The following is a 15,515-nucleotide window of genomic DNA, read 5'->3' as shown; positions in this document are numbered from 1 at the left end:
CATAGGACGACAAAATTCAGACAACAAAAAAGCAGCCCGAAGGCTGCTTTTTTCGCATGGTGGCCGCAGCCACCGGTCAAGCTGTCCTCAGGACAGTTTTTCCTTGATGCGAGCGGCTTTACCGGACAGGTCGCGCAGGTAGTACAGCTTGGCTTTACGCACGTCACCACGACGTTTCACGGCCAGGCTGTCGATTTGCGGGCTGTAGGTCTGGAAAGTACGCTCAACGCCAACACCGTTGGAGATCTTGCGAACAGTGAAAGCACTGTTCAGACCACGGTTACGCTTGGCGATTACAACGCCTTCGAAAGCCTGCAGACGCGAACGATCGCCTTCCTTCACTTTCACCTGAACGACGATGGTGTCGCCCGGGGCAAAGGTCGGGATCTCTTTGGACATCTGCTCAGCTTCGATCTGCTGAATGATTTTGTTGGTCATGCTGTGCTCCTAAGGTAAATCGTCGGATCTACCATCGATACGTTAACTATCGTCCCGCTCTCGGAGGTACTCCTCGAGCAGCTTCTTCTCTTCTCCAGAAAGTGAGCGACTTTCCAGAAGATCGGCGCGTCGTTCATAGGTCCGCCCAAGGGACTGCTGTAAACGCCATCGCCGGATGTGTGCATGGTTGCCACTAAGCAACACGTCGGGAACACGCTGATCCGCATACACCTCAGGTCGGGTGTAATGCGGGCAATCCAGCAGACCATCGGTGAAGGAGTCTTCCTCCGCCGAGTCCGCATGCCCTAAAGCTCCAGGCAGCAGTCGTGTAACCGCATCGATCAGGACCATCGCCGGCAGCTCGCCGCCAGACAGGACATAGTCTCCAATCGACCACTCTTCATCGACATGAGCTTCAATAAAGCGCTCGTCGATGCCTTCATATCGACCGGCTATCAGAATCAACGATTCATGCTTCGCCAGGTCTTTGACCGCCGACTGGGTCAGCTTGCGGCCTTGTGGGCTCAGGTAAATCACCTTCGCCGCCTCTCCGGTTGCCTGCCTGGCACTCACCAGGGCGTCTTCCAGAGGCTTGATCTTCATCACCATGCCCGGACCACCGCCAAACGGCCGATCATCCACCGTATGGTGACGATCTGTGGTGTAGTCCCGCGGGTTCCAGCAGGTCAGTTGCAACAACCCCTGTTTCACCGCGCGGCTGGTAATGCCGTACTCACTGATGGCCGAGAACATCTCGGGGAACAGCGTGATGACGTCTACGCGCAGGCTGGCCATTGCTTAGAAGTCCGCATCCCATTCGACCCTCATTTCGCCTGCAACCAGGTCGATCTTCAACACGCATTGCTCGGTATAGGGCAACAGGCGTTCTCGATCATCCAGGCTGCCCGCGCAGGGCTTGACCACCATTACATCGTTCGCGCCGGTCTCCAACAGGTGATCAATCTTGCCGAACAGCTGTTCGTCCTGATTGATGACTTTCAGACCCACCAACTGGTACCAGTAGTACTCGTCAGCAGACAGGTTGGGCAAAAGGCTACGCGAGATACAAATCTCATAACCGCTCAGAAGACGGGCTTCATCACGATCATCGAGGCCTTTGAGCTTGGCGACCAGGTCCTTTTGAGTGGAACGGCCACTGACCAGCTCGACCTGTTTTACCTTCCCTTCGTGCCGAAGCGTCCAGTGACGGTAATCCAACAGGTTTTCAATCGGATCGGTAAAGGAAAAGACCTTCACCTCGCCGCGAACGCCGTGAACCGAAAAAATCTTGCCGACGACGATCAGGTCATCTGCATTTTCTGGCGTCGCGTTCATACTGTTCAGGCAGCAGCCTTGGCAGCTTCCTTCAGCAGCTGAGCAACGCGCTCAGACGGCTGTGCGCCAACGCTCAGCCAGTGAGCAACGCGGTCTTCTTTAACGGACAGGCGAACTTCCTGGCCACGAGCGATAGGGTTGAAGAAACCAACCTGCTCGATGTGCGAACCGGTAACCGGGTTACGCGAGTCGGTCACGGTCAGGGTGTAGAATGGGCGCTTTTTAGAGCCACCACGGGCAAGACGGATGGTTAGCATTGAACATCGTTCCTGTAGTCGGTGCTGCAAATCATAATGCACAGCGGGCACACGGGTGCCCGAAAGGCCGCATATTCTCAAGGAATACACGGACTTTTGCAAATGCCTTTTTACGCCGGGTAAAAAGGCCAGCCTGCCGATCTGCGGTTTGTGCAGCCTTTATATAAAGGCTGCGGCGTTCCCGCCGAGGCGGGGTTCCGATCGTCGGCCCGTTTCCAGGCCGCCGATCCGAATGGGGTTACAGCTTGGGCATGCCGCCGCCGGGCATCATGCCACCCAGGCCGCGCATCATCTTGGCCATGCCGCCTTTGGCAGAAAACTTCTTCATCATCTTCTGCATCTGCTTGTGCTGCTTGATCAGACGGCCGATGTCCTGCACCTGGGTGCCGGAACCGAGGGCGATACGGCGTTTGCGCGAACCGCTGATCAGGTCAGGGTCGCGGCGCTCGGCCGGGGTCATCGAGTTGATGATCGCTTCCATCTGCTTGAACTGCTTCTCGGCGGCGCCCTGGGCGCTGCCCATCTGGGCCAGGTTGACGCCGCCGATACTCGGCAGCTTGTCCATCAGGCCGCCCAGGCCACCCATGTTCTTCATTTGTTGCAGCTGGTCACGGAAGTCTTCGAGGTCGAAGCCCTTGCCCTTCTTCAGCTTCTTGGCCAGCTTGTCGGCCTTTTCCTTGTCGAGGGTCTGCTCGGCCTGCTCGATCAGGCTGAGCACGTCGCCCATGCCGAGGATGCGCGAGGCGATGCGGTCCGGGTGGAACGGTTCGAGCGCATCGCTCTTCTCGCCCATACCGATGAACTTGATCGGCTTACCGGTAATCGCACGCACCGACAGCGCGGCACCGCCACGGGCATCACCGTCGACCTTGGTGAGGATCACACCGGTCAGCGGCAGCGCATCGCCAAACGCCTTGGCGGTGTTGGCGGCGTCCTGGCCGGTCATGGCGTCGACCACGAACAGTGTCTCGATCGGCTTGACCGCGGCGTGCAGGTCCTTGATCTCGGTCATCATTTCGGCGTCGATGTGCAGACGACCGGCGGTGTCGACGATGACCACGTCGATGAACTTGAGCTTGGCCTCGCGGATCGCCGCTTCAGCGATGGCCACTGGCTTCTGGCTGATATCGGACGGGAAGAAGGTCACGCCGATGTCGCCCGCCAGGGTTTCCAGCTGCTTGATCGCCGCCGGACGGTAGACGTCGGCCGACACCACCATCACGGTCTTCTTCTTGCGCTCTTTAAGGAAGCGCGCCAGCTTGCCGGCGGTGGTGGTCTTGCCCGCGCCCTGCAGACCAGCCATCAGCACCACCGCAGGCGGCGCGGCGTTGAGCGCCAGGTCTTCGTTGGCGGCGCCCATCAGGCCTTCGAGCTCGGCCTGGACGATCTTCACGAACGCCTGGCCCGGGGTCAGGCTGCGTGACACTTCGGTGCCGACCGCACGCTCCTTGACCTTGTTGACGAAATCCTTGACCACCGGCAGGGCGACGTCAGCCTCGAGCAACGCCATGCGCACTTCGCGCAGGGTGTCTTTGATGTTGTCTTCGGTCAGCTTGGCCTTGCCGGTGACATGGCGCAGCGTCTGTGACAGACGGTCGGTCAGGTTTTCAAACATGGTGATCCTTTCGGGCTCTGTAGAACCGAGGTTTATCAGCTGCCTCTGGCGTATTCGGCCGGCCTTGGGCAGGGGCAGGCCGGCGATTATAACGAAGACTTGGCCCAGCGCACACCATGCCGTCGGCTGGCAGTCTTCCTAGGCGGGCGCGATCTATGCCAAACTCAGTCCCTTTCGGGCTTGCCTAACAGGACTTATGCTCCCCTTGTCACCCAGCTTGCTACCCAATCTCATCGCCGCCTGCCTGTATGCCGCCGCGACCTTCTATCAAGGCTCACGCCTGGCCCAGGGCACCAAGGCCGACAAACGCCTGCTCGGCCTGCTTGGCGCGCTGGCGGTCATTGCCCAGGGCACCGCGCTGTTCTGGCAGTTGCTCACGCCCCTGGGCCTGAGCCTGGACTTCTTCAGCGCCGCCAGCCTGATTGCCACGGCGGTGATCGCCCTGACCCTGCTGGCCTGCCTGCGCATCCCGGTGGAGAACCTGCTGCTGTTGCTGTTCCCGCTAGGCACCGCCACGGCCCTGATCGCCCAGTTTGCGCCGTCCGGCACGGTACCGCTGATCAACGAAGAGCCGGGCATCCTCGCCCATATCCTGCTGTCGATCCTGGCCTACGGCATGTTCACCATCGCCGTGGTCCAGTCCTTGCTGCTGCTGTTGCAGGATCACCAGCTCAAGCACAAGCACCCGTCCGGGCTGATCAAGAACTTCCCGCCGCTGCAGACCATGGAAAGCCTGCTGTTCGGCTTCCTCTGGGCTGGCTGGGGCCTGCTGTCGCTGTCGCTGATTTCCGGCTGGCTGTTCCTTGACAACCTGTTCGCCCAGCACCTGGTGCACAAGACCCTGCTGGCTTGCCTGGCCTGGATCGTCTTCAGCGTGCTGCTGTGGGGCCGTACGCGCCTCGGCTGGCGTGGGCACAAGGCGATTCGCTGGACTCTGGCCGGTTTCTGCCTGCTGATGCTGGCCTATTTCGGCAGCAAGCTGGTACGCGAATTCATCCTGCATATCTGACGGGCACAGGTAAATGGACGCTCTGCCGTTAGGACCGCTACTCGGCGTATTGGCACTGGCACTGCTCTGGTCGGCGCTGTTCACTGCGGTGGACACCGCCCAGCAGCTGAACGGCGCACGGCGCAACGCCCAGAGCGGCGAACACCCGGAACTTGCCGTCCCCCCCCAGGCCCTGGTGCTGTGCTCGACCCTGGGCAAACTGCTGGTGCTGGCCCTGGCCTGCCTGATGGGCCAGCGCTACAGCGGCGAACATGGCTTCTGGCTGGCCGGCCTGGGCGCCGCAGCCGTGCTGCTGATCGTCGCCGAATACCTGCCGCGGCAACTGGCCCGGCGCAACCCCCAGGCCTTTATCGGCCTGGGCAACAGCCTGCTCAAGGCGCCGCTCAAGCTGCTGCAACCCCTGGCCTGGCTGCTCGATGGCTGCGCGCGCCTGCTGCTGCGCCCGTTTCGCGTACAAAGCCATGCCGTGGCGGTGCACGACAACGACGCTGCCGACCGCTATGACACCGATGCGCCTGACACCGAACAGCGCCTGAACCTGCCCGAAAGCCTGCTGGCGCTGGACAAGATCACCGTCAACGACATCCTGGTGCCGCGCAACGATGTTGACGGCATCAACCTCGATGAGCCGATCGAGGCGATCATCGAGCAGTTGATCATCAGCCGCCACACCCGCCTGCCGGTCTACCACAGCGACATCAACCAGGTTGAAGCGATCCTCAACACCAAGCAGATCAGCCACCTGCTGCCCAATGCCGAGCTGACCCGCGAAACGCTGCAAGCGGCCTGCTACGAACCCTACTTCGTGCCGGAAAGCACCCCGCTGCAGCTGCAATTGCTGAATTTCCACAAGCAGCAGCGGCGCCTGGGGGTGGTGGTCGACGAGTACGGTGAAGTGCTCGGTATCGTTACCCTGGAAGACATCCTCGAAGAAATCGTCGGCGAATTCGAAGACGAGCACAGCCTCGACAACCCGCACATCCACCCCCAGGCCGACGGACGCTTCATCATCGAAGGCAACGTGTCGATCCGCGAGCTCAATCGCACCCTGGGCTGGCACTTGCCCAGCGACGGTCCAAAAACCCTCAACGGCCTGGTCACCGAAGCCCTGGAAAGCATCCCGGAAAGCGCGGTATGCCTGAAAATCGGCCGTTATCGCCTGGAAATCCTCGAAACCGAGGACAATTGTGCCAGTCGCATACTGGTCTGGACGCTCAAGCGCTAGCTATACTGAGGCTCGCTTACCCAGCCCCAGCCGTCTCGCCCGCTACCCGCACCGGCGTCACACGGCCCGTCAGCCTGGCTGCACATTGCGCGCAATAGCGGTACTGGTTCACACCCCGAACCTTGCCCGCGCCCGCCCCTATCCCAAAAAGGCGTATGTTCAGCCACGCGACCATAACAATTCGCTTCGGCGCGCGCCTTTGCCTGCCTGTTCAAACAGGTTGGGGCCATGCCCATGGAGCATTCGACTGTCAGGGATAATCGTATGACAACCAGCAGCACCTACTCCGAAACCGCCCAGGCCAGCCCCGGCAATTCGCCGGCGCGGGTCGCCACCGCCAGCTTCATCGGCACTGCCATCGAGTTCTACGACTTCTACGTGTACGCCACCGCCGCCGCGCTGGTAATCGGTCCGGTGTTCTTTCCGCAGACCTCCGGCACCGCGCAGATGCTCTCGGCATTCCTGACCTTCGGTATCGCCTTCCTCGCCCGGCCCCTGGGCTCGGCGCTGTTCGGCCACTTCGGCGACCGCATCGGGCGTAAGTCGACCCTGGTGGCCTCGCTGCTGCTGATGGGTGTCTGCACCACCCTGATCGGCGTGCTGCCCGGCTACGACAGCATTGGTGCCTGGGCGCCGATCCTGCTCTGTGTATTGCGCTTCGGCCAGGGCCTGGGCCTGGGCGGCGAATGGGGCGGCGCGGCCCTGCTGGCCACCGAGAACGCGCCCAAAGGCAAGCGCGCCTGGTTCGGCATGTTCCCGCAACTGGGCCCGTCCATCGGTTTTCTGGCGGCCAACGGCCTGTTCCTGACCCTGGCCATGGTCCTGAGCGACGAGCAGTTTCGCAGCTGGGGCTGGCGCGTCCCGTTCCTGCTCAGTGCCGTCCTGGTCATCGTCGGCCTGTATGTGCGCCTGAAGCTGGAAGAAACCCCGATCTTCGCCAAGGCCGTGGCCCGTCACGAGCGGGTGAAAATGCCGGTGGTCGAGTTGTTCGCCCAATACTGGGCCCCGACCCTGCTGGGCGCTGCGGCCATGGTGGTGTGCTATGCGCTGTTCTACATCTCGACGGTGTTCTCGCTCAGCTATGGCGTCTCGACCCTGGGTTACAGCCGCGAGACCTTCCTCGGCCTGCTGTGCTTCGCGGTACTGTTCATGGCCCTGGCCACGCCACTGTCGGCCTGGCTCAGCGACCGCTACGGGCGCAAGCCGGTGCTGATTGTCGGCGGCGTGCTGGCGATTGCCTCGGGCTTTACCATGGAGCCGCTGCTGACCTCGGGATCGACCACCGGCGTGGCGCTGTTCCTGGCTATCGAGCTGTTCTTGATGGGCGTGACTTTCGCGCCGATGGGGGCGCTGCTGCCTGAGCTGTTTCCGACCCACGTGCGTTACACCGGGGCGTCGGCAGCCTATAACCTGGGCGGGATTGTCGGGGCCTCGGCGGCGCCGTTCTTTGCCCAGAAGCTGGTGGCCATGGGCGGCCTGAGCTGGGTCGGCGGGTATGTGTCGGCGGCGGCTGTATTGAGCCTGATTGCGGTGCTGTGCCTGAAAGAGACGCGGCACTCGGAGCTTTGACAAGCGGGGCTGCTGCGCAGCCCATCGCTGGCAAGGCCAGCTCCCACAGGGTTCGCGCAATGCAGATCCATGGTGGGAGCCGGCCTTGGGTTTAGAACTCTACCGTGACCGCCTGCGAAGCACGGGTCGCCTTGGCCCGGGCGGCTTCGATCGACTCGTCACGGGCCAGGCACACGCCCATGCGCCGCTGGCCGTTGACCTCAGGCTTGCCGAACAGGCGAATGGCGGTATCCGGCTCGCTCAGGGCGGCGCCCAGGTTGGCGAACGCGGTCTGCTGCGACTGGCCTTCCACCAGAATCACCGCCGAAGCCGACGGGCCGAACTGGCGGATCAGCGGGATCGGCAAGCCCAGGATTGCTCGCGCATGCAGGGCGAACTGCGACAGGTCCTGGGAAATCAGGGTCACCAGACCGGTGTCGTGCGGGCGCGGCGAGACTTCGCTGAACCACACCTGATCGCCTTTGACGAACAGCTCGACCCCGAACAGGCCACGGCCACCCAGCGCCTCGGTCACCGCCTTGGCCACCCGCTCGGACTCGGCCAGGGCCACCGGGCTCATGGCTTGCGGCTGCCAGGATTCCTGGTAATCGCCCTTTTCCTGGCGATGACCGACCGGCGCGCAGAAGGTGGTGCCGCCGACATGACGAACGGTCAGCAGGGTGATTTCGTAGTCGAAATCGATAAAGCCTTCGATGATCACCCGGCCCTTGCCGGCACGCCCGCCTTCCTGGGCGTAGTCCCAGGCCTTGCGCACATCGTCAGCGCTGCGCAGCAGGCTCTGGCCCTTGCCCGACGAGCTCATTACCGGCTTGACCACGCACGGGAAACCCAGGTCTTCGACGGCCTTGGAGTACTCCTCGAAGGTATCGGCAAAATGATACGGCGAGGTCGGCAGGTCCAGCTCTTCGGCGGCCAGGCGACGGATGCCTTCGCGGTTCATGGTCAATTGCGCGGCACGTGCGGTCGGCACCACGGTGAAGCCTTCGTTTTCCAGTTCGACCAGGGTCGCGGTGGCGATGGCTTCGATTTCCGGGACGATGTAGTGCGGCTTCTCGGCTTCGATCACGGCCCGCAGGGCGGCGCCGTCGAGCATGTTGATCACATGGCTGCGATGAGCCACCTGCATGGCCGGGGCATTGGCGTAACGGTCCACGGCAATCACTTCAACACCCAGGCGTTGCAGCTCGATCACCACTTCCTTGCCCAGCTCGCCGCAGCCACAAAGCAGTACGCGGGTCGCGGTCGGCGACAATGGGGTTCCGATACGGGTCATTTCAGGTCCTCAGAGGGAAGAACATCCTGGGCCGCCCCGTACTCGGTGCAACCCGGTGAAAAGGAGCGCCATTTTACATGAACCGTGGCCGTCGGCCTCAGCCGGTGACCACCCGCTTGCGCGCGCGCCAGGCCATGGCCAGCCAAACCACGGTAACCCCGGCGAATTTCGACGCCAGGGCGGTGCCGACCACAGCCGGGGTCAGGGCGCCGATCATGCCGAAGAAGATAAAGGTGTCGATCGGGATACTCAGCGCCGAGCTCAACCACAGGCGATCATGCAACGGCCGCTTGGTCAGGGTGAACACCAGCCAGTCGATGCATTCGGACACGGCAAAGGCTGTGGCACTGGCCAGGGCGATGGCCGGCTCCGAGGTGATATAGGACAGCACCAGGGCCGCCAGCATGGCAATCAGCGCGCCGTGGCCGAAGCGGGTCTGGACCATGTCACGGAGGATGAACACCAGCCCGCCCCAGGCGGACCAGATGACGTCCAGGTGCGGGGCACTGGAGAAGGCGTAGTTGATCAGCACTACGCTGCTGATATAGGCAATCAGAAAGAACATGGGATCGACCGCTGGGCAAGCGCTACAGGGTACTGCAGCGACTGCCGGCGGCCAAGGGGCGGATCACGCGCCGACGCTGAAGACCAGCCCGGCGGCGACTGCCCGCTCATGGCACAGCGTGAGCACCTGGCGGCGCTCGCTGTTGTCCATCCGCCCCCAGCGAGTGATTTCAGCGGCGCTGCGCTGGCAGCCGGTGCAGATATCAGCGTCGTCCAGCGCGCAGATCTGCACGCAAGGCGAGGCAACCGGACGTTCAGGGCTGCTCATCAATCCTCCTGGGGTGCCAGGTCGCTGGCATAGCGCTCGGCATTGTGCACATAGTGCGCGGCGCTGGCTTCGAGCATTTTCTTCTGCGCGTCGCTCAGTTCGCGCACCACCTTGCCCGGCGAGCCCATGACCAGCGAGCCGTCGGGAATCTCCTTGCCCTCGGGGATCAGCGCATTGGCGCCAATGATGCAGTACTTGCCGATGCGTGCACCGTTGAGGATCACCGCGTTGATGCCGATCAGGCTGTAATCATCGACCGTGCAGCCGTGGAGCATGGCGTTGTGACCGACGGTCACGCCCTTGCCCAGGGTCAGCGGCGAGCCCATGTCGGTGTGCATCACCGTGCCATCCTGGACGTTGCTGTTCTCGCCGATATCGATCAGCTCGTTGTCGCCGCGCAGCACCGCGCCGAACCAGACGTTGGCGCCCGCCTGCAGGCGGACCTTGCCGATCAGCGTGGCGGTCGGCGCAACCCAGCTGCGCGGATGGGTTTCGACCCGCAGGTCGCCCAGACGGTATTTCATGCGTGGTTCCTCACGGTGCGGCGTGGCTGGCGGGTGCACCCGCTCAAATGGGGGTGAAACGTTCAGGTGGCTGATGCAGGCTGATGTTGGCATCGTAAAGCAAGTTGACCAGCTCGACGATCATGATTGCCGACAGGCCCCAGATCTTGTACTCGCCGTAGCGGTAGCTGGGCACGTACCAGCTACGGCCCTGGTAATCGATTCGGTGGGTATGGTCGCGCGGGTCCTGGCGGAAGAACTCCAGCGGTACGGTAAACACCGCGGCGATCTCGGCATCGTTGGCCTGGTACTCGACAAAATCCGGGATCAGGCCAACGAAAGGCGTGACCTTCAGGCCGTGCAGGGAGATCAGCGGGCTCAGCGGACCGATGATTTCCACCAGGCCTGGCGGCAGGCCGATCTCTTCTTCGGCTTCACGCAGGGCGGTGAAGATCAGGTCGGGGTCTTCCGGGTCACGGCGACCGCCCGGGAAGGCCACCTCGCCACCGTGGGTCGACAGCCCCTTGGCGCGCAGGGTCAACACCAGTTCCGGCTCTTCGCTGCGGGTGATGGGCAATAACACAGCGGCCTCGGGAAAACGTCGGTCCGTCTCCAGGGTACTCGGCGTATGACTGCTCACGCGGCGAAGTAGCTCGTCCAGCATTGCTCTCTCTCGATTCCAAAGCCTGTCCTGCATGATGCACCAAAGCCGCGAACCGCCCAAGCCCCGACGACGATCCGGCTTGCGGCGGCGGTGACAGTGGCGCCAAGATAGGCGCACCTAACAGGAATAAAAGCATGAAATTCTGCAGCGCGTGCGGCAATCCGGTGATTCAGCGTATTCCCGAGGGCGATACCCGCCTGCGTTTTGTCTGCGATCACTGCAAGGCCATTCATTACCAGAACCCCAATATCGTCGCCGGGGTGCTGCCGACCTGGGGCAGCCAGGTGCTGTTGTGCCGCCGCGCCATCGAACCGCGCCGTGGTTACTGGACCTTGCCGGCCGGCTTCATGGAGAACGGTGAAACCATGGACCAGGCCGCCCGCCGGGAAACCATCGAAGAAGCCTGCGCCCGGGTCGGGACCATGAGCCTGTATCAGCTTTTCGACCTGCCGCACATCAACCAGGTGCACGTGTTCTTTCGCGCCGAACTCGCCGACCTGGACTTCGCCGTCGGCGTCGAGAGCCTGGAAGTGCGGCTTTTCGACGAAAGTGAAATCCCTTGGGACGAGCTGGCTTTCCGCACCGTCAGTCGTACCCTAGAATGCTATTATCGTGACCGCATCGAGCAACGCTTCCCGATTGGCAACGAATGCCTTTCGCCCATGCTCGTCTTGTCACCCAACACCTAGCATTTTCAGGGATATCGTTTCATGCGCTGGTTGCTTGCCCTTTTCTGCCTCAGTGTGGCTTCGATGTCCCAGGCGGGTTTCACCGAAACCATCATTACCCGGCCGGTCGACAAGACCGCGCCTTCGCCACTGCAACCGCAACAGCCGAAGCCTGCGATGATCGACAAGATCCTGGTGATCAAGTCCGAACGCCGCCTGCAGCTCATCAGTGACGGCGCGCCGCTGAAGACCTACCGCATCTCCCTGGGCAAGCAGCCCAAGGGCGCCAAGGTGCAGGAAGGCGACAAGCGCACCCCCGAAGGCTTCTACTGGATCGATTGGCGCAAGCAGAGCGATCGCTACAACCTGGCCATGCATGTGTCCTACCCGAACATCAGCGACGCCGCCCGCGCCCGTCGTGAAGGCGTCCCGCCGGGCGGCATGATCATGATCCACGGCACGCCCCTTAGCGAGGAGTACCCGGAAGAGGTGTTCCACACCCTGGACTGGACCGAAGGCTGCATCGCCATGACCAACCGCGACATGCGCGAAGTGTGGAACATGGTGCCGGACGGCACCATGATCGAAATCCGGCCCTGAGCTCCGTCACCATTTGAGCCTGCGGCTCAGCCTCGAATCATCGGGCTTGAGCCACTGGGCGCTGAGCAGCACCGGTGCCAAGGTTGCGCCGGGTTCGACAGCGCCTTGCAAACGCCCGCGGCGCTGGCGCAGGTCGGCGTCCAGTTCGAACTGATGCTGCCCCTGCAACTGCAAGTGCGCCAACAGGTGCATGCCGACCGAGCAATCAACCCGCACCCGGGTGGCGCCCAAAGGCACTGACCATGGCGCAACCAGTGCCAGGTTGTGGCCAGCGATCTCACCCTGGCTGACCTGGCACTGCCGACCGCTACCCTGCACTTCGATCCGGCCTGTCCACTCGCCCGTCAGGCGATAGGACAAAGGCATTGCCAACGTGCGCTGCAACGGCTCGACAGCGGCGGTCCAGTTCCACGGCCAGCCAGCCACCTTGAGCTGCCAGTCCTGCCCCTGAAACCCGAGGTTGACCTGCGCCTGCAAACGCCAGGGCTGCCAGTGCCAGGCAAGCGGCCCCACCTGCCCCAGTCGCTGAGCCTGGCCTTGCCAGAGGCTGCCGGAGACACCCTGGGCGGCCATGGGCGCGAGCAACCAGTTCGCCGGTAACCCGGCCAACACGCTCACCAAGAACACCAGGCTGAACCAGCCGATGCGCTTCATTGTTGCAACTCCAGCTCGAAGGTCATGGCGGACTCAGCCTGCTCCAGTGACCAGCGCAGCGGGCGCAGGCCTTCGCCCTGCACGGCCAGTAACCAGCGCTGCAAACCTTGCTCATCGGCTGCGCGGCCCTTGATCTGCCAGCTGTGATTTTCCGCCAGTACCTGGTTGAGGACGATGCTGTTTGCCTGGGCTGATTGTTGCAGTTGCTCGACACTGAAGCGCGCGTCGACCGGCACGCTGGCCGCCGACCGCGCCAGCGCCTGCCACTGCTGCGCGGCCTGCCAGCGGGCCATGCCTTCGCGCATCACCAGGGTCAGCAGTAACAACGCGACCGTTGCCCAGGCGGCCGGCAGTAACCAGCGGCGCTGTATCCACTCACTCATGACGCCGCTCCCAGGTCGAAGACCAGTTGCAATTGATCTTCGCCACCGACGACTTCAACCAGCACACCGACCTGCTTGGCGATGGCCTCCCAGGTCGCGGCCGCAGGCGGCTGATCGCCACGAAGGCGCAGCGTCCAGCGTTGCCCGTCGAAGCCGGTGGCGGTCATGTGCCAGGCAGGCTGCGCTTGCAGCCATTGCTGCAACGCCGCCTGCAGCTGCTCGATCTGGCGCAGGCGCAGTTGGCGATCTTCCTCGGCCTGACGCAGGCGCTTGAGGACCTGGGCGGCCTGCCGCGGTGAAGTGACCGGCCCGGTCACGGCGACCACCTGCGCCTTGTAGACCTCGCTCTGGCGCCATTGCTGGGTCAGCCACAAGCCACTCCAGAGCAGGCCCAGTAGCGCGCACGCGCCAATCAGTCGCCATTGCCCGGGGGCCATGGGAAGCCGCAGCCGCAGCTCACGTGCCGGGCGCAGGTCAAACAGGCTGGGCAAACGCTCCAGCGCGACCAGTCGGGATGGCCAGGCACCCTCGAACTGTTCGCGTTGCAGGCCCGGCCAAGGTGCCGGCAGGTTCGGCCCGAGCAAGGTCGGCCAAGCCAGCCAGTGCTGTCGGGACTGTTCGGTTACGCCCTTGAGCAACAACAGATCAGGGCTGCGCTGCCAGCACAGGGACGTGCCTGCCGGCGTATCCGCCATCAACTGAAACTCGGCCCAGCAACGCTCCACGACTAGCCCCCAGTCCGTACACTGGGCCAACCACTGGCCGAGCAGCGCCTGATCGACGCTGACCAGCTCCAGCTGATTGCCCTGACGCGACACACAGCCACAACGGATGGACTCGGCGGGCTGCAGCAAACGCTCTTCAAGCAGCAGCGGCCACTCGTCACGCTTGAGCCCCGGTGGCGCCGCAAGCTGGCAATGGCTGCACTGGTTGCCCGGCAGGACCAGCGCCACGCAAGCGCCGTCAGGGCTGGGTGGCGGTCCCTCGCCGGCTTCGCGCCTGCCGTCTGCCAGGCGCAGCCAGCTCCAGGGCGCGTGCCCAAGGCCAGGCCGTAGCAGCAGCCAGTTGCTCGCGCGTGGAGATTGCCAGCGCTCAAGCCATTTCATCAGGGCGCCTCCGGCAGGGCGAAGGTACAGACATAAGGTGCTCCATCACGCTTGAACTCAAGCCGTATGCCGCGATCCGGGGCGGATCGCTCGGCAGAAGGAAAGGCCAGCCAGCGGCCCGAGTGAAAAAAGGAGAAGCTCGGCGCCGCAACCTGATCGAGCTGATCGCGCTCATGCCAATGCGGTTTCCCCACCGCATACAGGTCGGCGGAGGTTTCCAGCAGCAGGCGTTGGCCGCGTGGGTCGTAACTGAGGCGCTGGCGCTGCACGCGTGAACCGCCTTCAGCTTGCGGCCAGGCACTGCGGGCCACCCAGTGCAGTTGCAAGGCGGCGGGTTGCCAGTCCAGCCAATTGATTGCCAGAGGCAGGCGCTGCTCGTAGAGCTGACGCAACACCGTCGAGTCGAAGCGCCGCTCCAGGGCCAGGCAAAAATTCAGTACCGGCGAGGCCTGGGCAGGTTGTTGCAGGCGTTCGCGCACACCCACCCAGGCATTGACCAGCGCTGCCAGCAAGCCCCCCAGCACAGCAGTCAGGGCCAGGGCCACCAGCAGTTCGAGCAAGGTCAGGCCCTGCTGACGGCGCTTCATGGGCGCACCAGGAAGATGCGGTACTGGCCAAGGGGGTCGCGCCCGTCACGGTCGGCAAACAGGCGCAACTCGCCACGGCGCAGGTTGCGCACGCCCGTGGACGTCAGTTGCAGCTGCCAATGACAGAGGCCATCGCCCTGCTGCAATTGCCCGCCAACGCTGTTGTCCATCGGCCAGTACTGCTCGACGGCAAAACGCGCCTGCAGCTCCCGGGCACAGAACACGCCCAGGCGGTGTTGCTGCACGCTCTGCTGCACCGCCAGGCGCTGGCGCAGCACCTGGCTGGTCATGATGGCCAAGGCTGCGGCAATCCCTAAGGCCACGGTCACCTCCAGCAGGGTGAAACCTCGCTGTGCGCGCCTCACCGCGGTGCCCTGTGCAACTGGCCGGCGCCGTTCCACTGCCAACGCTGGGCCCCCTCCGGCCAATGCCAGTTCAAGGCAGCACTGCGGGCAACACCGGAGGGGGTGAACACCAGGCGTGGCTCGCGGCTGGCTGGCCAGTCGGCTTGCAAAACTGGCGGCCAGTCGCCCAAGGCAACGGGCTCGGTCTGCCAACGCTCATCGATCAGGCGGACAAATTCGGGACGGCTGCCATTCCAGCGCAGGCCACGAATCTCCCCGCCATGCAGCGCCAGCTCCGCCTGCTGGCGACTGGTACTGGCCAGGCGCTCAAGGGCCTGGTGCACCGGCGCCTTGCCGCTGTCGAGCCAGGCAATGCTCAAGGTGCTCATCAGCCCGGCAATCAGCAGCACCACAAGCATTTCCAGCAGGGTAAAACCACGCTCGGCGCGCATG

Annotated in this window: 21 protein-coding genes; 5 read left to right on the top strand and 16 right to left on the bottom strand. The window is 63.4% G+C overall.

Annotation, left to right across the window (positions count from 1 at the left end; translation table 11 throughout):
• Positions 1-87: 87 nt before the first annotated feature.
• The 5 genes from rplS to ffh all read right to left on the bottom strand — a co-directional run bounded on the left by rplS (position 88) and on the right by ffh (position 3,645).
• Complete coding sequence (gene rplS, locus KHO53_RS16010; RefSeq protein ID WP_010220244.1) at positions 88-438, bottom strand: 50S ribosomal protein L19; 351 nt, start codon at positions 436-438, stop codon at positions 88-90.
• A 42-nt stretch (positions 439-480) separates the two neighbouring features.
• Positions 481-1,233, bottom strand: coding sequence for a tRNA (guanosine(37)-N1)-methyltransferase TrmD (gene trmD, locus KHO53_RS16005; protein ID WP_010220245.1), 753 nt, complete (start codon positions 1,231-1,233; stop codon positions 481-483).
• 3 nt (positions 1,234-1,236) lie between these two features.
• Positions 1,237-1,773: a ribosome maturation factor RimM gene (gene rimM / locus KHO53_RS16000; protein WP_010220246.1), complete on the bottom strand. Its 537-nt coding sequence runs from the start codon at positions 1,771-1,773 to the stop codon at positions 1,237-1,239.
• Between the two features lie 5 nt (positions 1,774-1,778).
• Positions 1,779-2,030, bottom strand: a complete 252-nt coding sequence (rpsP, locus tag KHO53_RS15995) for a 30S ribosomal protein S16 (RefSeq protein WP_010220247.1) — start codon at positions 2,028-2,030, stop codon at positions 1,779-1,781.
• A 238-nt stretch (positions 2,031-2,268) separates the two neighbouring features.
• Positions 2,269-3,645, bottom strand: a complete 1,377-nt coding sequence (gene ffh / locus KHO53_RS15990; RefSeq protein WP_010220248.1) for a signal recognition particle protein — start codon at positions 3,643-3,645, stop codon at positions 2,269-2,271.
• Positions 3,646-3,841: 196 nt separating this feature from the next.
• On the opposite strand from ffh, the gene KHO53_RS15985 reads away from it, so the two are divergent.
• The 3 genes from KHO53_RS15985 to KHO53_RS15975 all read left to right on the top strand — a co-directional run bounded on the left by KHO53_RS15985 (position 3,842) and on the right by KHO53_RS15975 (position 7,448).
• Positions 3,842-4,654, top strand: a complete 813-nt coding sequence (locus tag KHO53_RS15985; protein ID WP_010220249.1) for a cytochrome C assembly family protein — start codon at positions 3,842-3,844, stop codon at positions 4,652-4,654.
• 13 nt (positions 4,655-4,667) lie between these two features.
• Positions 4,668-5,879: a transporter associated domain-containing protein gene (locus KHO53_RS15980; RefSeq protein WP_213570505.1), complete on the top strand. Its 1,212-nt coding sequence runs from the start codon at positions 4,668-4,670 to the stop codon at positions 5,877-5,879.
• Between the two features lie 264 nt (positions 5,880-6,143).
• Positions 6,144-7,448 (top strand): MFS transporter, encoded by a 1,305-nt coding sequence (locus KHO53_RS15975; protein WP_010220252.1) that lies wholly within the window; start codon positions 6,144-6,146, stop codon positions 7,446-7,448.
• Positions 7,449-7,539: 91 nt separating this feature from the next.
• On the opposite strand, the gene purT is transcribed toward KHO53_RS15975, so the two are convergent.
• From purT to KHO53_RS15950, 5 genes are all read right to left on the bottom strand, one after another.
• Positions 7,540-8,721: a formate-dependent phosphoribosylglycinamide formyltransferase gene (gene purT / locus KHO53_RS15970; RefSeq protein ID WP_010220253.1), complete on the bottom strand. Its 1,182-nt coding sequence runs from the start codon at positions 8,719-8,721 to the stop codon at positions 7,540-7,542.
• 97 nt (positions 8,722-8,818) lie between these two features.
• Positions 8,819-9,286, bottom strand: coding sequence for a preQ0 transporter (locus KHO53_RS15965; protein WP_036994024.1), 468 nt, complete (start codon positions 9,284-9,286; stop codon positions 8,819-8,821).
• A 63-nt stretch (positions 9,287-9,349) separates the two neighbouring features.
• Entirely contained in the window at positions 9,350-9,553 is a 204-nt protein-coding gene (locus KHO53_RS15960; RefSeq protein ID WP_010220255.1) for a DUF1289 domain-containing protein, read from the bottom strand.
• The gene (locus KHO53_RS15955; protein ID WP_010220256.1) at positions 9,553-10,077 is read right to left on the bottom strand and encodes a gamma carbonic anhydrase family protein; all 525 of its coding nucleotides are present in this window, start codon (positions 10,075-10,077) and stop codon (positions 9,553-9,555) included. The genes KHO53_RS15960 and KHO53_RS15955 overlap by 1 nt, the downstream gene beginning before the upstream one ends.
• Positions 10,078-10,120: 43 nt before the next feature.
• Positions 10,121-10,720, bottom strand: a complete 600-nt coding sequence (locus tag KHO53_RS15950) for a CoA pyrophosphatase (RefSeq protein WP_010220257.1) — start codon at positions 10,718-10,720, stop codon at positions 10,121-10,123.
• 134 nt (positions 10,721-10,854) lie between these two features.
• On the opposite strand from KHO53_RS15950, the gene KHO53_RS15945 reads away from it, so the two are divergent.
• Together KHO53_RS15945 and KHO53_RS15940 are read left to right on the top strand one after the other, a co-directional pair.
• On the top strand, positions 10,855-11,409 hold the full coding sequence (locus KHO53_RS15945; RefSeq protein WP_100781995.1) for an NUDIX hydrolase: 555 nt from the start codon (positions 10,855-10,857) through the stop codon (positions 11,407-11,409).
• 21 nt (positions 11,410-11,430) lie between these two features.
• On the top strand, positions 11,431-11,988 hold the full coding sequence (locus tag KHO53_RS15940) for a L,D-transpeptidase family protein (protein ID WP_010220259.1): 558 nt from the start codon (positions 11,431-11,433) through the stop codon (positions 11,986-11,988).
• Positions 11,989-11,994: 6 nt separating this feature from the next.
• Here KHO53_RS15940 and gspN read toward each other — a convergent pair whose 3' ends face one another.
• The 6 genes from gspN to KHO53_RS15910 are packed head-to-tail and all read right to left on the bottom strand — an operon-like array spanning position 11,995 to position 15,514.
• Positions 11,995-12,642 (bottom strand): type II secretion system protein N, encoded by a 648-nt coding sequence (gene gspN, locus KHO53_RS15935; RefSeq protein ID WP_213570504.1) that lies wholly within the window; start codon positions 12,640-12,642, stop codon positions 11,995-11,997.
• Positions 12,639-13,025 (bottom strand): type II secretion system protein GspM, encoded by a 387-nt coding sequence (gene gspM / locus KHO53_RS15930; RefSeq protein ID WP_010220261.1) that lies wholly within the window; start codon positions 13,023-13,025, stop codon positions 12,639-12,641. Before gspM ends, gspN begins: the two co-directional genes overlap by 4 nt.
• Positions 13,022-14,131 carry a GspL/Epsl periplasmic domain-containing protein gene (locus KHO53_RS15925; protein WP_213570503.1) on the bottom strand — a complete coding sequence of 370 codons (1,110 nt, stop codon included), beginning with the start codon at positions 14,129-14,131 and terminating at the stop codon, positions 13,022-13,024. The genes gspM and KHO53_RS15925 overlap by 4 nt, the downstream gene beginning before the upstream one ends.
• Positions 14,131-14,718: a prepilin-type N-terminal cleavage/methylation domain-containing protein gene (locus tag KHO53_RS15920; protein WP_213570502.1), complete on the bottom strand. Its 588-nt coding sequence runs from the start codon at positions 14,716-14,718 to the stop codon at positions 14,131-14,133. Before KHO53_RS15920 ends, KHO53_RS15925 begins: the two co-directional genes overlap by 1 nt.
• Positions 14,715-15,083: a type II secretion system protein GspI gene (locus KHO53_RS15915; protein WP_010220264.1), complete on the bottom strand. Its 369-nt coding sequence runs from the start codon at positions 15,081-15,083 to the stop codon at positions 14,715-14,717. Before KHO53_RS15915 ends, KHO53_RS15920 begins: the two co-directional genes overlap by 4 nt.
• A complete protein-coding gene (locus tag KHO53_RS15910) occupies positions 15,080-15,514 on the bottom strand; it encodes a prepilin-type N-terminal cleavage/methylation domain-containing protein (RefSeq protein WP_213570501.1) in 435 nt (144 codons plus the stop codon). The genes KHO53_RS15915 and KHO53_RS15910 overlap by 4 nt, the downstream gene beginning before the upstream one ends.
• Between the last annotated feature and the right edge of the window lies 1 nt (position 15,515).

Origin of the sequence: Pseudomonas sp. RC2C2, assembly GCF_018390435.1 — a bacterium.
In the GTDB taxonomy this organism is placed as follows: Bacteria; Pseudomonadota; Gammaproteobacteria; order Pseudomonadales; family Pseudomonadaceae; genus Aquipseudomonas; species Aquipseudomonas donghuensis.
Note: the sequence above shows the minus strand (reverse complement) of the source record. Positions and strands in the feature narration are given on the sequence as shown.

Coding starts and splice junctions, on each gene's coding strand:
- gspN (WP_213570504.1), bottom strand. CDS start 12,642: ATGAAGCGCATCGGCTGGTTCAGCCTGGTGTTCTTGGTGAGCGTGTTG.
- trmD (WP_010220245.1), bottom strand. CDS start 1,233: ATGGCCAGCCTGCGCGTAGACGTCATCACGCTGTTCCCCGAGATGTTC.
- KHO53_RS15945 (WP_100781995.1), top strand. CDS start 10,855: ATGAAATTCTGCAGCGCGTGCGGCAATCCGGTGATTCAGCGTATTCCC.
- rplS (WP_010220244.1), bottom strand. CDS start 438: ATGACCAACAAAATCATTCAGCAGATCGAAGCTGAGCAGATGTCCAAA.
- KHO53_RS15910 (WP_213570501.1), bottom strand. CDS start 15,514: ATGCGCGCCGAGCGTGGTTTTACCCTGCTGGAAATGCTTGTGGTGCTG.
- KHO53_RS15985 (WP_010220249.1), top strand. CDS start 3,842: ATGCTCCCCTTGTCACCCAGCTTGCTACCCAATCTCATCGCCGCCTGC.
- ffh (WP_010220248.1), bottom strand. CDS start 3,645: ATGTTTGAAAACCTGACCGACCGTCTGTCACAGACGCTGCGCCATGTC.
- gspM (WP_010220261.1), bottom strand. CDS start 13,025: ATGAGTGAGTGGATACAGCGCCGCTGGTTACTGCCGGCCGCCTGGGCA.
- rimM (WP_010220246.1), bottom strand. CDS start 1,773: ATGAACGCGACGCCAGAAAATGCAGATGACCTGATCGTCGTCGGCAAG.
- KHO53_RS15965 (WP_036994024.1), bottom strand. CDS start 9,286: ATGTTCTTTCTGATTGCCTATATCAGCAGCGTAGTGCTGATCAACTAC.
- rpsP (WP_010220247.1), bottom strand. CDS start 2,030: ATGCTAACCATCCGTCTTGCCCGTGGTGGCTCTAAAAAGCGCCCATTC.
- KHO53_RS15950 (WP_010220257.1), bottom strand. CDS start 10,720: ATGCTGGACGAGCTACTTCGCCGCGTGAGCAGTCATACGCCGAGTACC.
- KHO53_RS15940 (WP_010220259.1), top strand. CDS start 11,431: ATGCGCTGGTTGCTTGCCCTTTTCTGCCTCAGTGTGGCTTCGATGTCC.
- KHO53_RS15920 (WP_213570502.1), bottom strand. CDS start 14,718: ATGAAGCGCCGTCAGCAGGGCCTGACCTTGCTCGAACTGCTGGTGGCC.
- KHO53_RS15960 (WP_010220255.1), bottom strand. CDS start 9,553: ATGAGCAGCCCTGAACGTCCGGTTGCCTCGCCTTGCGTGCAGATCTGC.
- purT (WP_010220253.1), bottom strand. CDS start 8,721: ATGACCCGTATCGGAACCCCATTGTCGCCGACCGCGACCCGCGTACTG.
- KHO53_RS15980 (WP_213570505.1), top strand. CDS start 4,668: ATGGACGCTCTGCCGTTAGGACCGCTACTCGGCGTATTGGCACTGGCA.
- KHO53_RS15955 (WP_010220256.1), bottom strand. CDS start 10,077: ATGAAATACCGTCTGGGCGACCTGCGGGTCGAAACCCATCCGCGCAGC.
- KHO53_RS15975 (WP_010220252.1), top strand. CDS start 6,144: ATGACAACCAGCAGCACCTACTCCGAAACCGCCCAGGCCAGCCCCGGC.
- KHO53_RS15925 (WP_213570503.1), bottom strand. CDS start 14,131: ATGAAATGGCTTGAGCGCTGGCAATCTCCACGCGCGAGCAACTGGCTG.